This window comes from Pedobacter alpinus, assembly GCF_042684645.1.
In the GTDB taxonomy this organism is placed as follows: domain Bacteria; phylum Bacteroidota; class Bacteroidia; order Sphingobacteriales; family Sphingobacteriaceae; genus Pseudopedobacter; species Pseudopedobacter alpinus.
Genome location: NZ_JBHULV010000056.1, coordinates 31,180 through 45,266, shown reverse-complemented (window position 1 = coordinate 45,266; position 14,087 = coordinate 31,180). Strand labels below are relative to the sequence as shown.

The window sequence follows — 14,087 nt, the reverse complement described above, 5'->3', positions numbered from 1 at the left end:
CATTCATCACATAATTATTAATGGCTAATAAATTAAAAAAAGGAACTATAGCAGGTATTATTTTAGTATTAATATTGGTAATTACCGCTGCAATTATTATCCCAAAACTTTATGTAAAGTTTATAAAAGAGAATACCAACGTTGAACAAAAAACATACTTATACATACCAACAGGCGCAAATTTTGATCAAGTAAGAGATTCTATTGCAAAGCATAATTTATTAATAGATAGTAGCTCTTTTTATGGGCTTGCAAAAGATAGAGATTATGGTAGTAAAATAAAACCAGGTAAATATCCCTTTAAAAAAGGGATGAATAATCGGGAGATTTTAAATATGTTGGTAGCTGGTAACCAAGAACCAGTTGCAATTTCTTTCCGTAATGTGAGGCTAAAAAACAACCTTGCCGGCATGGTTTCAAAAAAGTTAGAATTTGATTCCGCAACATTAGTTACTTTGTTAGACTCTGCAGAGTTTGTGAAATCTTATGGTTTTAACACCGATAATATTTACACCATGTTTATCCCAAATTCTTACGAAATGTATTGGAACATTACCGCCCAAGACTTTTTTATAAGGATGAACAAGGAATACACCAAGTTTTGGGATACGGATCGCTTAAAAAAAGCAGCTGATTTACAATTAACTCCACAAGAAGTTACCATTTTAGCATCAATTGTTGATAGTGAAGCTTTGATGGATAAAGAAATGCCAACCATAGCTGGCTTATATTTAAATCGCTTAAATAATGGCATTAAACTAGAGGCCGACCCTACTGTAATATTTGCCAATAATGATTTTACAATTAGGCGAGTATTAAATAGACACTTAACTAAAGATTCTCCTTATAATACTTACAGAAATAAAGGTTTGCCTCCAGGGCCAATAACAATGCCTTCTATTAACGCTATTGATGCAGTTTTAAGTCCAGAAAAGCATAATTATATTTACATGTGCGCTAAAGAAGATTTTTCTGGCTACCATAACTTTGCAACTAACTTATCAGAACATACAGCCAACGCCAGAAGATTTCAGCAGGCTTTAAACGAAAGAAATATAAAAAAATAATATGTTTAGTTTTGAAACCACAATTAGAGTACGTTATGCTGATACAGACCAAATGGGTTATGTATATTATGGCAACTATGCCGAAATGTATGAGGTAGCCCGAACAGAAATGTTGCGCAGCTTAGGTATGACCTACAAATCTATGGAGCAAGATGGTGTGATGATGCCTGTTTTAGAACTTAAATGTAAATACATAAAACCTGCACTTTATGATGATATTATTACTGTAAAAGTGATTATTGAAGAGAAGCCCGGTGTAAGAATTATTTTTAAGTACGAACTTTATAATCAAGATAAAGTGCTGATTAATTTAGGAGAAACTACTTTAGTTTTTGTAGATATTGCTAAAAATAAACCCTGTGTGGCTCCAAAAAATTTCTTGGACAGGATTGAAACTTATTTTTCATAAATTAGATTGATGCAGTGGGTACACGATTTCCTGTTTAAGTTTAAATTTTACCGTTCTTTTATAGAGTGGACAAAATTTATTATTCTACCAGGATTTAGTCCAATACCGCTTTACACCGTTGGTCTTTTCTTCTTTCAAGAAATTCAAAAAGATTCTTTAATTAATAAGGCATCTTCTTTAGCTTATAATTTTATGATGGCGCTATTCCCTTCCATCATTTTTTTATTTACGCTAATTCCTTATATCCCAATAAAGAATTTCCAAAATCAGCTAATGGCAATAATTTCATTGTTATTGCCAGAAAACGCTTATTTAGCTTTTGAATCTACATTAGAAGATATTGTAAAAAATCAAAACGGAAAGTTATTATCTATTGGATTTATTTTAGCCTTATTTTTTGCCACAAACGGTATCAGCACACTAATGCAGGCTTTTAACAAGGCATCGCTTATTGTAGAAACCCGTACTTGGCTTAAGCAAAGATATGTAGCTTTAAATCTTACTTTACTCACAGCATTCTCTTTGATTATAGGTGTTTCTGTAATGGTTATAGGCGAATTTGTAGTAAATTTTTTAAGAGAAGAACTTAACCTACAAGACGGTGTTTTCTTTATTTATTTGATTATGGTGAGCAGGTGGCTCATCATTATTATTGTATATTTTGTAACAACATCGTTATTGTACAGGTATGGGCCGGCAAATTCTAAAAAATGGAAATTCTTTAGTGCAGGCTCTTGGTTTGCTACAATTTTAGCAGTATTAACATCTTTAGCTTTTTCCTTTTACATTAACAATTTTGGTGCTTATAACAAACTTTACGGTTCTATAGGTACATTATTAGTGGTAATGATTTGGCTTTATTTAAACTCTTTAATTTTGCTAATAGGTTTTGAATTAAATGCCAGCTTAGATTTATCAAAACGAACTATTAAATTAGATAACCCAAAACCTAAGTTTAATAGTTTTAAAGAAGGCTAATAAAGATGTTCTCTATTTAAGGAAAATTAAAATTGATTTCTGAATCTCCTTAAGATAATATGATTCTTATTATAACCTTAAAAAACACAAAATTAATTAAACTATAATTTGGAAGTTCTTTCAAAAAAATTAAGCCCTGATATTTTTCAACATCAGGGCTTTATTACATTTTTCTTAACTATTACTTCTGATCTAATAGTTTTTTAATTTGAGCAGCTTTATCCAATTTATTTAGTTTAACATAAACTTCTCTTAAAGTAGTTAATGTATTTAAATCATTAGGATTTAACTCTTTTGCCTTCTCTAAAAGAGGTAATGCATTGCCCAATTCAGTATCAAATTTTTTCTTTAGCTCATTGTATTTAGCATCAGAAGCTTTATTAGATGGTAATTTATTTGCCGCTGTAATGTGATCATTACCTTTGTTTATATAAATTATGGCTAAATTGTAAATTGCATCCGTATAATTTGGATCTATTTCTAAAGCTGCTTTATAAGCTTCAGCAGATTTATCCATATCTTTATTAGCAGAATATGCTATTCCAGATACAAATCTTAAAGTTTTGTTTTTAGGGTCTTTTGCAATTGCATTTTCAATTTTAGTAATCTGTTTTGCAGCTTCACCTCTGTTCAAATAAATATTAAGTTCATCAAAAATTAAACCCATAAATTCTGGGTGTTGTTTTCTACCTTCTTCAATAGTTTTTAAAGCATTTGCAGTATCTGCTTTAGTTAAATAAATACGTCCTAACTCTTGGTATAAACCAGCATTTGATTTATTGTTTTCTAAAGTTCTGTTATAATATTTTACAGACTCATCATACATTTGAGAACTATTAGCTGCAATTGCAGTGTACATACTAAAGAGAGTATCAGTAGGCATTACGTCAGATATAAATTTGAACGAGTTGTAAGCCTCTTTATAATCCTTTTTATTAAATGCAGTAATACCTTTATTCTGCATCATAATAGTTAAGTTTCTTTCAGCACTTTCTATTGTGTTTTTATTTTCGCTTTTTGTGTCTAAAGTTTTGGCTTTTGTAATTGCTTCTTGAGCTACTGTGAAAGCAGTGGAAGCATTATTCACATTTACGGTATCGGCAACAGAAATACTAGAATATATTAATGCTCTATATGCCCAAAGCTCTGCATCATTTTTTGTTTTCTCAAATAATATTGCTTTATCAGTTGATGCTTTTGCAAGATTTAATGTTTCTAACTTTTTGTTTAAAGGACCTTTAGATTGCATACTAATCTCATAAAGTGCATAGTTATTTTTTGCACTGGCAATCTCGCTTTTTTGAGCATTTGCTACATAAAAGAAAGAGGCTAATAAAATGCTTAAAATTGTCTTTTTCATTCTTGAACTATTTGATTTTTAATTTTTAATTATTCTTCGTTTTTATCTTCTGTAGAATCATCGGCTTCATCTTCATCATCTACTTCTTTATCATCAGCAGCTTCGTCATCATCCTCTTCTTCTTCATCTACCCCAGCTTCTACAACATCAGTTTCATCAATTACTACTACAACTGTTTCCTCTTCTTCGTCATGCTGTACTTTAGCAACAGAAGCAATAGAATCATCTCCTTTCAAGGTAATTAACCTCACCCCTTGTGTGGCTCTTCCCATTACTCTCAGATGCTGCATCGCAATTCTAATTACAATTCCAGAACGATTTATGATCATTAAATCATCATTATCAGTAACGTCTTTTATAGCAACTAATTGTCCGGTTTTTTCTGTAACATTAATGGTTTTAACACCTTTACCACCTCTATTGGTTACTCTGTAATCCTCCACATCAGTACGTTTACCGTATCCTTTTTCAGATACTACTAAGATCGTACTTTCTTTAGATTCTACACTTAACATGCCAACTACTTCATCTTTATCATGTGCTAATCTAATACCTCTAACACCAGTAGCGGTACGTCCCATTGGCCTCACGGTAGATTCATTAAATCTAATAGATTTACCAGAACGTAATGCCATTACGATTTCTGATGAACCAGAAGTTAAGTTAGCTTCTAATAATTCATCTCCATCGTTAATATTAATGGCGTTAATACCATTAGAACGTGGGCGACTGTAAGCTTGTAAGGTAGTTTTCTTGATGGTACCTTTTTTAGTACACATAATAATAAAGTTATTCTCTAAATAATCTTGATCTTTTAGATTAACAACTTTGATATAAGCTCTTATGCGTTCATCTTTTTCTATATTGATGATATTTTGGATGGCTCTACCTTTACTAGTTCGGCTTCCTTCTGGTATTTCAAAAACCCTTAACCAATAACATTTACCCTTATCTGTAAAGAATAATAAATAGTTATGATTAGATGCTGAGAAAATATATTCAATAAAATCATCATCTCTAGAGTTAGAGCCTAAACTTCCTTTCCCTCCTCTACCTTGTGTACGGTATTCAGAAAGTGCCGTTCTTTTGATATAACCTTCTCTAGAAATGGTAATTACTACCTCTTCGTCTTCAATAAAATCTTCGGTCATCATTTCTGCTGCCGAGTGTACAATTACGGTTCTGCGGGCATCACCGTATTTTTCTTTCATTTCTGCAAGCTCATCTTTAATGATTTGCATTCTTAAAACTTCATCACCTAAAATAGATTTTAGGTAATCAATCGTTTTCATCAATTCAGCATATTCGTCTTTAATCTTATCTCTTTCTAAGCCAGTTAAACGACGAAGCGTCATATCTAAAATAGCCCTAGATTGAATATCTGACAAACCGAACTGAGACATCAAACCTTCACGAGCTTCTTCTGGTGTTTGTGAAGCTCTAATTAATTTAATTACTTCATCTAAATGATCTAAAGCAATTAATAAACCTTCTAAAATGTGTGCTCTTTTTTCTGCTTCGGCTAATTCAAATTTGGTTCTTCTTACAACAACTTCATGGCGATGATCCACAAAATGACGGATACAATCCTTCAAGTTTAGCATCATTGGACGGCCTTTAACCAACGCAATGTTATTTACACTAAAAGAGGTTTGTAATGCGGTATGTTTATAAAGGTTATTTAATACGATGGCTGCGTTACCGTCACGTTTAATTTCGTAAACAATACGCATTCCTTCTCTATCACTCTCATCTCTAATTTCAGAAATTCCTTCAATTTTTTTCTCATTTACCAAATCAGCAGTACGCTCAATCATCATGGCTTTATTTACCTGATAAGGTATTTCAGTCACAATAATACGTTCTCTATCGTTTGGTAAAGTTTCAATTTCTGCAACACCACGCATCATTACCCTACCACGGCCAGTTTCAAAAGCATCTTTAACGCCATCGTAACCGTAAATAATACCGCCTGTGGGGAAATCAGGAGCTTTAATAAATTGCATTAACTCCGGAATGGTAATTTCGTTATTTTCAATATATGCTACAATGCCATCTATAACCTCAGAAAGGTTATGGGGAGCCATATTTGTTGCCATACCTACTGCAATACCAGAACCTCCATTAACCAAAAGGTTAGGGAATTTTGAAGGCAAAACTGTTGGTTCTTGTAAAGAATCATCAAAGTTTAAGCGGTAATCAATGGTGTCTTTGTTAATATCTGCCAACATTTCTTCGGCCATTTTTTTGAAACGAGCCTCCGTATAACGCATTGCAGCTGGCGAATCGCCATCTATAGAACCAAAGTTTCCTTGCCCATCTACCAAAGGGTAGCGTAAAGACCAAGGTTGCGCCATACGCACCATAGTATCATAAACAGAACTATCACCGTGTGGGTGATACTTTCCTAAAACCTCCCCAACAATACGGGCCGATTTTTTATATGGTTTATTGCTTGCCAAACCTAAATCGAGCATACCGTAAAGCACCCTTCGGTGTACGGGTTTTAAACCGTCTCTAACATCTGGTAACGCTCTAGAAACAATCACAGACATCGAATAATCGATGTAAGCTGATTTCATTTCTTCCTCAATATTTATTTTAATGATTTTGTCGTGTTGTAATCCTTCGTTCTGATCTGTTTCTTCAGCCATATTCTATTTAAAATCTAAATTGGAAACAATTTAAAAAAAGTGTTTTGCGAAGTTAACAAATTAGTACTAATAGACACCCTCTGTGGATAATTTTTTCGTAACAATTAAAGGCCAAATTTTGTTTGTTTTTTGAAAGCGAAAAGTAGTAGTTTTTGGGGAGTAGCAGTCCCTCTTTCCGCTGTATTTTTTGCTAATCAGCAAAAAGACGCCGCTACAATCGGACTTATAAACTTAGGTTATTATATGCTAAAAGCTTAAAGCTAAAACCCTGCAATAATGGTTAGTAAAAAAATGTAGTTTTTATTTAAAACACTTTTCATATAAAAACAAAAATCCCAATCATTATAAAATGAGAGGGATTTTTGTGAAAAAATTAATCTGAAAATACTTGAAATTTATTTACCTGATGGTAATAATACTGCATCAATAACATGTGTAACTCCATTGCTAGAAATTACATCTGCAGTTGTAACTGTTGCATTACCAATCATTACAGTACCATCTTTAATAGTAACTTTTAATTTTTCGCCATTAACTGTGGTAATTTCCATACCGTCTGTTAAATCTGCTGCTTTAACAGCACCTGCAACTACGTGGTAAGTTAATACTTTAGTTAAATCACCTTTCATTTCTGGTTTTAGCAAATTATCTACTGTACCAGCTGGTAAAGCATCAAACGCTGCATTTGTTGGTGCAAAAACTGTAAACGGTCCAGTTCCGCTTAATGTTTCAAGTAATTCTGCTGCTTTTACAGCTGCAACTAATGTAGTATGTTCACTAGAACCTGCTGCGTTTTCAACAATGTTTTTAGAAGGAACCATCATTGCTCCACCTACCATCACACCTTCTTCTGCCATACCATCGCCCATTGCCATGCTATCCATTGCCATTGAATCTGCATTTTCATCAGCAGTTTTGTTGCTGTTACATGCTGTCATTGTTGTACCTATTAATGCTACTACCATTAATAAGCTAAGGAATGTTTTTTTCATTTTTTGTGTTTTTAGTTTTCTAAAGAGTTTCTTTTCCCATGTACGCATTAAAATACGTACTGGTTTTCAATGAGTTCAACTTAACAACAACAGAGCCACAAAAAAGTTTCAATAATTATTTAATTAATCGGGCAACAAATAAAGTATCTGCTTTGTAATTGTAACCAGTAATTAATTCTTGGCTTTCCACTACCAGATTAAATTGCTTACATAACCATTCTACTTGCTCTTCGTTTTCTGCTTTAAATACAGAACAAGTAATGTAAATAAGAGGCTTTCCTACTTTTAGATATTTTACCACATTTAATGCGATTTTACGCTGTAACTCCGTGTAAAATTTAATTTTATATTCTTCAGTTTGTGTAATCATTTCGGGTGTGCGTCCCCAAGTACCCGAACCACTGCAAGGTGCATCTAAGATAATTCCATCAAACTCATAATCATGTAAAAACAAAGCTTGATTAAGTGTTAAGTCTAAAACTTTTCGCTGGTAATTGGTAATTCTGGCTAAAGAAAAACGTTCTTTTAAATTTTCTAAAATAGATGCTCGATTATCAGACACTAGCAATTTGACGGTGGGCTCTTCATCGTGTAAATACAAAGATTTACCGCCAGATGCAGCGCAGCAATCCCACCATTTATCCCATTTTTGAGGCTTAAAATAAGTACACGCTTTTTGTGATGATAAATCTTGAACTTCGTAAATTCCTTTATCAGTTAAAACCTGATCTAAATTGGTGCTATTAGTAAAAGCTAATGTTTGAGGTCCAACTTGGGTAAATTTTATATCTGCAACTTTGAGCTGATTGATGATTCTATTATCCTGCCCACGTTGCATTCTGATGAACAAATCTGGCTGTATGAAAAAAGATTGATAAAATGCTTCTTGGTCAACTTTATCAGAAATATAGTTTTGAAAAGGAAAAACATCTGCTAAGTTAAAATCAGGATATTCTGCTTTTACCAAATTAATCTTTTCTTTTAAGGGCAAAGGCACTAATTGATTCCAATTAGGCTTAAAATGTGCTATAAAGTCATTTGTTTCTGTATTACATAAAAACTCGGCAACTATTAATCTTTCCTCAATAGGTTCGTTTACCAAAGCTTTACCTAATCTAAAATAATTATAGATTAAACGGCTAGCAGTGCGTCTATCTTTAGAACCCATTTGCTTATTTTGACGGTAATAAGTTGCCAAAAACCTATGCAAAGGCTCGTTTTGAGAATATTGCTTTAATATATTTTGAAAAGTACTGAGTTGATGAATTGCTTTCATCTTTAGTTTACTTTAGTGAGTTGAGAGTTCTCATATTTCATAACCATTAAACTTGTGTTAAAGTATCCGTATTTACTATTCTGGATAAAATTAAAATCATTATGAATACCGTTAAAAGAAGTACCGATAGCTTTCATAAAGTCATGTTCTTTTTCATTCATCAAAAGTCCAAAATAATAACCAATATCGAAACCTTTAAAAGCATATTCACTTGGTTCTACAGAAAAATTTGAGCGGTAATATTTTATAAAATCTAAAACCTGAGAAGTTTGATAGTTTATTTTATAGGAAGAAGTGATGTACGTATTTAATAGTTCGAGTTGCTGAAAATCTAAAAATGCTGCTTTTTTCCATCCCGGATGACCAATTACCGCTATCTTAAATGTTCTACTTAATTTTTCGAGTTCTTTAAAAATAGTTAGTAAAAACACCCTATCAGTTGCAGGCAAAACAATTACATTTAAACCTGTTGGATTTAAATATTTATAAACATTTTCGTAACCTATTGCTTTTATTCCAATCTCTGATAAAAGCATTCCTTTTGCCAAACTATCTACCCCTTTTTTAAAAGGCACAGCGTATTTATATTCATCGGCTTGGCCACTTCTAATTATAATAACCTTTTTAGGTTTTAACTCCGTTTTAATAAATGTAACTGCTTTAAAAGCATGCTGGTCTATGGCATTATTTACTGTTATCAAGTACGGATTATTAAAAGTTTCCGGATCTGTTGCTGCCAAAGGCGAAACCATTGGCTTTTTCATGTTTTTGCTGTATGCAGAAAAGGCTTTTACTCCGTTTGGGAAAACTGGACCAACAATTAAATCGGATACTTTGATAGCTCCTTTTGAAGCTAAAGTACCTAAACTAGCAGGATTATCATTTGAATCAAAAACTTGCAATTTAAAATTTACGGCTCCTTTTGTGGCTGCAACAGAATCTAAACCCATTTTAAAACCTTGGTAAAAATCTATTGCAATTTCAGCTTTCCTTATATCAGACAAAGTGGCTGTTTTATAATCAATACTACTTAATTCGAAAGGTAAAATTAAAGAGACAATCATTTCTGACTTATCTTTTGCTTTTTGAACAGGTACTTCTTGTTGCTTTGGAACTTCTTTCACCACAACCTTTTGCTCTACTTTGGGAAATTCTGGCTGTTTGTTTACAGGTGTAGTTTTAGGAGAACAGGCTGTTATAAAATAAAAAGGTAAAAGTAAAAAGTATATGGGCTTTATTTGGATACTTAGAGGTGAATAGTTAGTATGGAATGGTGAAAGCCTTGAAAGTTTCAAATTTTTTAATTTAAAAGATGAGTAGTGTTTACGAAACAGTGAAAGCTTAATTGCTTTCACTGTTGTTTTTAATTTCAACATTTTATTCCCATTCAATTGTTGCTGGTGGTTTTGAACTGATATCATAAACTACTCTGTTTATTCCTTTTACATTATTGATGATTTCGTTAGAGATTTTCGCCAATAATTCGTAAGGTAAATGACTCCAATCTGCCGTCATACCATCTACAGAACCCACTGCTCTTAACGCAACCACGTTTTCATAAGTACGCTCATCACCCATTACACCTACAGATTGAATAGGTAAATAAATGGTGCCTGCTTGCCACACTTTATCATACCAACCAGATTCTTTTAAATTTTTGATGTAGATATAATCTGCATCTTGTAAAATCTGTACTTTTTCTGGTGTTACATCTCCTAAAATACGAATACCTAAACCTGGGCCCGGAAATGGGTGACGGTTTAAAATATCAGCTGGCAAACCTAAAGCTTTACCAACCCTACGTACTTCATCTTTAAATAAAGATTTTAGAGGCTCTACCACTTTAAGCTTCATAAAATCTGGTAAACCACCCACATTATGGTGAGATTTTATAGTTGCCGATGGACCACCGTTAACAGAAACAGACTCAATTACATCTGGATAAATGGTGCCTTGTGCTAACCACTTTACATCAGAGATTTGGTTTGCTTCTTCATCAAACACTTCTATAAAAACCCTGCCAATTGCTTTACGTTTTAATTCGGGGTCTGTTAATCCGGCTAAAGCATCATAAAATTTTTGCTTTGCATTTACGCCTTTAACGTTTAAACCTAATTCTTTGTAAGAATCTAAAACAGATTCAAACTCGTGTTTACGCAACAAACCGTTATCAACAAAAACACAATGTAAGTTTTTACCTACTGCTTGGTGTAATATTAAAGCTGCTACGGATGAATCTACTCCGCCAGACAAACCTAAAACTACTTTATCATTGGTTAATTGTGCTTTTAGCGCATCTATTGTTTCTTCTGCGAAAGCAAAAGGTGTCCAATCTTGGCTGCAACCGCAAATATCTAATAAAAAGTTTTGCAATAATTGTTTACCATCTGTAGAGTGTGTTACTTCTGGATGAAACTGAATGCCGTAAGTTTGTGAATCTTTAATATGATATGCCGCAACTTTTACAGAATCTGTACTTGCAATAATCTCAAAATTTGAAGGTATATCTTTAATGGTATCGCCATGAGACATCCACACTTGTGAACGTACTGGCAAATCTTTCATTAAAGGATTATTGCTATGTATATATTCTAAATTAGCTCTTCCATATTCTCTAATTTCTGAGGGAATTACGCTGCCACCAGAGTGTTGAGCGATATATTGTGCGCCATAACAAACACCTAACAAAGGTAATTTACCATGAAACTGGTTAAAATCTACTTGTGGTGAGCCTTCTTGGCGAACAGATGATGGGCTACCTGAAAGGATAACTCCTTTTGTAAATTCATCTAATTGTGGGATTTTATTGAAAGGGTGTATTTCACAATAAACATTTAGCTCACGCACTCTTCTTGCAATTAATTGAGTGTATTGAGAACCAAAATCGAGGATAAGGATTTTCTCTTGCATGGGCAAAGATAAAAAATTTTAGGTGCTACCATATAAAAATAGAAATTTGCTGATATTAATTAATTTAACAATCGTAATTTTAGAAAGATTATATAAAGGCTAATGCAGAACTAATAAATTTCAAAGCTTAAACCCTATATAACAAAACATTACCCTAATTAACTCTCTATATAAGAGATAATAATTATAAATCGGCTTTTTAATGAAAAAACAAATTTTATCTTTTATCGCATTTACTTTTTTGGCCTTTTGTTTTTATGCCTGTGATTATGTGCCTAATAGAAGCAATATTATTGCGGCAAAGCAAAATATTATTGATACTGGCTTAAGGTATATTATTATTCAAAAAGATACTGCCGCAATTACTAAAGACACTGTTGATAGTGTAAAAACAATAAAATTTGATAGTTTGGTTGTTGAAGTAAAACCAGACACCATTCCTGCACCAGCTAAACCGGTGGTTATGCCTACAGCAACAATAAATTCTAAAGCCATTGAAATAATTAATTATGCAAAAACCATGATTGGTAAGCCCTACGTTTATGGGGTTAATACGCCAGAAAAAGGTTTTGATAATTCGGGCTTTGTGAATCACGTTTTTTCACACTTTAACATTAAAGTGCCTAAATACGCTGCTTCATTTATTGCCACTGGCAACAATGTGCCAATAAATGAATTGGGTGAAGGAGATATTATTCTATTTTCTAAAACTGATAGTGTAAAAAAAGCTGTTTACCAAATTGGAATTGTTGTTTCTCCAAAAGGAGCTCCAATTAGTTTTATACATGCTAGTTCGGGTAAGATAAACGGTGTTGGACTTACAAATATGAGTTCTTATTACCAAAGGAAATTGATGGGGTTTAGAAGGGTGTTTTAAATTCGCTAAAAGCTAAAAGCATAAGGCTAAAAGCTCATAAATAATTATTCAAAAGCACCTAAATCCCCTTCATCAATTCATAATAAAAACTAATTCCTTTTTTAAATTCGCTTACTTTAATACGTTCGTTTACTCCGTGGAAACCTTCGGGATCTGTGAAAGGGATAAATCTAAATACCTGAGTTGTTAAGTCTCCAAAGTAACGCCCATCTGTAGCTCCCAAAACTAGATATGGTGCTACCACAATATCTTTTTTAAATGCACTAATTGTTTTTTGAAGCTTTTTAAACTCTTCACTATCTACATTAGCAACTTGTTTAGGTTCATTTCCTAAACCTATTGGTGTAATTTTAATACTATCGTTTTCAATCACTTTTTTTACATGAGCAATCACGTCTTCACGGGTAACCCCAGGTAATGCTCTAAAGTTAACTGTAGCTTGTGCTTCGCCTGGAATTAAGTTTTCTTTTAAACCAGCATTAAATATAGTTGTAGCTGTTGTGGTTCTTATGGTTGCATTGCCTGCACCAGATTTGCTGTATGTGCTTTTAATCATTGGTGCAAATAACCATTGGTTTGCCATAGCCATTTTACTTACAAAAGGCATTTCTGGACCTATGTAGCTTAAAAAGTTTTGTACTGTTTGGCTTAATTCTGCTTTAAAAGGATTTTCTTTAAGTTTTACCACCGCTTTTGCTAATTCATCAATTGCAGTTTTATCTTCTGGCATTGATGAGTGCCCACCCGGAATATTAATTTTAAGCTCTATAGTTTGATATCCTTTTTCGGCTATACCTACAACGGCAGCGTTTTTATTTAAACCTGGCACTTTAAACTCGGTAATTATCCCACCTTCATCTAAAACAAAAGCAGGTTCAATTTTTCTTTCTTTAAAAAGGGTTGCAATTGCTTTAGCTCCTTTTAATCCTGATATTTCTTCATCGTGGCCAAAAACGAAATAAATATCAGATTGTGGTACAAAGCCTTGTTGCAATAAAATTTCGGCACTTTCTAACAAAGCAATCAAACTCCCTTTATCGTCAATTACGCCTCTACCGTAAATATAACCGTCTTTAATTTCTCCAGAAAAAGGATTAACTGTCCATTTATCTTTTGTGGCTTCTTCAATAGGCACTACGTCTTGGTGCGCCATTAAAACTACAGGTTTACTGTTTTGCAGTTTTCCTTTCCAATGTAATATTAAGCCAAAAGTATTCACTTTTTCAAGTTCCATTTTTGTAAAAACCAAAGGATAGCTTTCTGCTAAAAAAACTTGGAAACCTTCAAAAGCAGCACTATCTATTAATGAAGCGTTGTCATAAGAAATGGTTTTATATTGAATAGCTTTTTGGAATCTCTGCACACAGGAATCATCTAAAATTAATTCTTTAGCTTGAGGCGGATATACTTGCTTACTTTTAAATGTGAATGTTTTGAAAAGAACAATAAATACCAATAACAGAAATACAGCACCTATAATTTTTAGAAAAAATTTCATTGCATGAGGGTTTAAAAACTGAAATTACAAAGAATGATTGTATTTACGATAAAGATTTTTGGCAAT

At 32.9% G+C, this 14,087-nt stretch carries 11 protein-coding genes; 4 read left to right on the top strand and 7 right to left on the bottom strand.

What is annotated here, in order from left to right:
• Positions 1-20 precede the first annotated feature (20 nt).
• Genes mltG through ACFSSE_RS17540 form a run of 3 tightly spaced genes read left to right on the top strand, consistent with a single transcriptional unit; the run spans position 21 to position 2,454 of the window.
• Positions 21-1,067 carry an endolytic transglycosylase MltG gene (gene mltG / locus ACFSSE_RS17550; protein WP_379045125.1) on the top strand — a complete coding sequence of 349 codons (1,047 nt, stop codon included), beginning with the start codon at positions 21-23 and terminating at the stop codon, positions 1,065-1,067.
• A 1-nt stretch (position 1,068) separates the two neighbouring features.
• Positions 1,069-1,476: an acyl-CoA thioesterase gene (locus ACFSSE_RS17545; RefSeq protein ID WP_379045128.1), complete on the top strand. Its 408-nt coding sequence runs from the start codon at positions 1,069-1,071 to the stop codon at positions 1,474-1,476.
• Between the two features lie 9 nt (positions 1,477-1,485).
• Positions 1,486-2,454 carry a YihY/virulence factor BrkB family protein gene (locus tag ACFSSE_RS17540; protein ID WP_379045131.1) on the top strand — a complete coding sequence of 323 codons (969 nt, stop codon included), beginning with the start codon at positions 1,486-1,488 and terminating at the stop codon, positions 2,452-2,454.
• Positions 2,455-2,635: 181 nt separating this feature from the next.
• Here ACFSSE_RS17540 and ACFSSE_RS17535 read toward each other — a convergent pair whose 3' ends face one another.
• The 6 genes from ACFSSE_RS17535 to guaA all read right to left on the bottom strand — a co-directional run bounded on the left by ACFSSE_RS17535 (position 2,636) and on the right by guaA (position 11,646).
• The gene (locus ACFSSE_RS17535) at positions 2,636-3,814 is read right to left on the bottom strand and encodes a tetratricopeptide repeat protein (protein WP_379045134.1); all 1,179 of its coding nucleotides are present in this window, start codon (positions 3,812-3,814) and stop codon (positions 2,636-2,638) included.
• A gap of 29 nt (positions 3,815-3,843) precedes the next feature.
• Positions 3,844-6,468, bottom strand: a complete 2,625-nt coding sequence (gyrA, locus tag ACFSSE_RS17530; protein WP_379045137.1) for a DNA gyrase subunit A — start codon at positions 6,466-6,468, stop codon at positions 3,844-3,846.
• Positions 6,469-6,863: 395 nt separating this feature from the next.
• The gene (locus ACFSSE_RS17525; protein ID WP_379045140.1) at positions 6,864-7,460 is read right to left on the bottom strand and encodes a fasciclin domain-containing protein; all 597 of its coding nucleotides are present in this window, start codon (positions 7,458-7,460) and stop codon (positions 6,864-6,866) included.
• Positions 7,461-7,575: 115 nt separating this feature from the next.
• Positions 7,576-8,736 (bottom strand): RsmB/NOP family class I SAM-dependent RNA methyltransferase, encoded by a 1,161-nt coding sequence (locus ACFSSE_RS17520; protein ID WP_379045143.1) that lies wholly within the window; start codon positions 8,734-8,736, stop codon positions 7,576-7,578.
• Between the two features lie 2 nt (positions 8,737-8,738).
• Entirely contained in the window at positions 8,739-10,157 is a 1,419-nt protein-coding gene (locus tag ACFSSE_RS17515; protein ID WP_379045146.1) for an ABC transporter substrate-binding protein, read from the bottom strand.
• Positions 10,114-11,646: a glutamine-hydrolyzing GMP synthase gene (gene guaA / locus ACFSSE_RS17510; RefSeq protein ID WP_379045149.1), complete on the bottom strand. Its 1,533-nt coding sequence runs from the start codon at positions 11,644-11,646 to the stop codon at positions 10,114-10,116. Before guaA ends, ACFSSE_RS17515 begins: the two co-directional genes overlap by 44 nt.
• A gap of 202 nt (positions 11,647-11,848) precedes the next feature.
• Between guaA and ACFSSE_RS17505 the strand changes: the two genes are divergently transcribed.
• A complete protein-coding gene (locus ACFSSE_RS17505; protein ID WP_379045152.1) occupies positions 11,849-12,523 on the top strand; it encodes a C40 family peptidase in 675 nt (224 codons plus the stop codon).
• Between the two features lie 58 nt (positions 12,524-12,581).
• Here ACFSSE_RS17505 and ACFSSE_RS17500 read toward each other — a convergent pair whose 3' ends face one another.
• Positions 12,582-14,021, bottom strand: a complete 1,440-nt coding sequence (locus ACFSSE_RS17500; RefSeq protein ID WP_379045155.1) for a M20 family peptidase — start codon at positions 14,019-14,021, stop codon at positions 12,582-12,584.
• Positions 14,022-14,087 lie beyond the last annotated feature (66 nt).

What these genes read in the sequence shown, in the direction of transcription:
- ACFSSE_RS17500 (WP_379045155.1), bottom strand. Translation starts at nt 14,021, where the DNA reads ATGAAATTTTTTCTAAAAATTATAGGTGCTGTATTTCTGTTATTGGTA.
- ACFSSE_RS17520 (WP_379045143.1), bottom strand. Translation starts at nt 8,736, where the DNA reads ATGAAAGCAATTCATCAACTCAGTACTTTTCAAAATATATTAAAGCAA.
- ACFSSE_RS17525 (WP_379045140.1), bottom strand. Translation starts at nt 7,460, where the DNA reads ATGAAAAAAACATTCCTTAGCTTATTAATGGTAGTAGCATTAATAGGT.
- ACFSSE_RS17540 (WP_379045131.1), top strand. Translation starts at nt 1,486, where the DNA reads ATGCAGTGGGTACACGATTTCCTGTTTAAGTTTAAATTTTACCGTTCT.
- ACFSSE_RS17545 (WP_379045128.1), top strand. Translation starts at nt 1,069, where the DNA reads ATGTTTAGTTTTGAAACCACAATTAGAGTACGTTATGCTGATACAGAC.
- ACFSSE_RS17505 (WP_379045152.1), top strand. Translation starts at nt 11,849, where the DNA reads ATGAAAAAACAAATTTTATCTTTTATCGCATTTACTTTTTTGGCCTTT.
- guaA (WP_379045149.1), bottom strand. Translation starts at nt 11,646, where the DNA reads ATGCAAGAGAAAATCCTTATCCTCGATTTTGGTTCTCAATACACTCAA.
- ACFSSE_RS17515 (WP_379045146.1), bottom strand. Translation starts at nt 10,157, where the DNA reads ATGATATCAGTTCAAAACCACCAGCAACAATTGAATGGGAATAAAATG.
- gyrA (WP_379045137.1), bottom strand. Translation starts at nt 6,468, where the DNA reads ATGGCTGAAGAAACAGATCAGAACGAAGGATTACAACACGACAAAATC.
- ACFSSE_RS17535 (WP_379045134.1), bottom strand. Translation starts at nt 3,814, where the DNA reads ATGAAAAAGACAATTTTAAGCATTTTATTAGCCTCTTTCTTTTATGTA.
- mltG (WP_379045125.1), top strand. Translation starts at nt 21, where the DNA reads ATGGCTAATAAATTAAAAAAAGGAACTATAGCAGGTATTATTTTAGTA.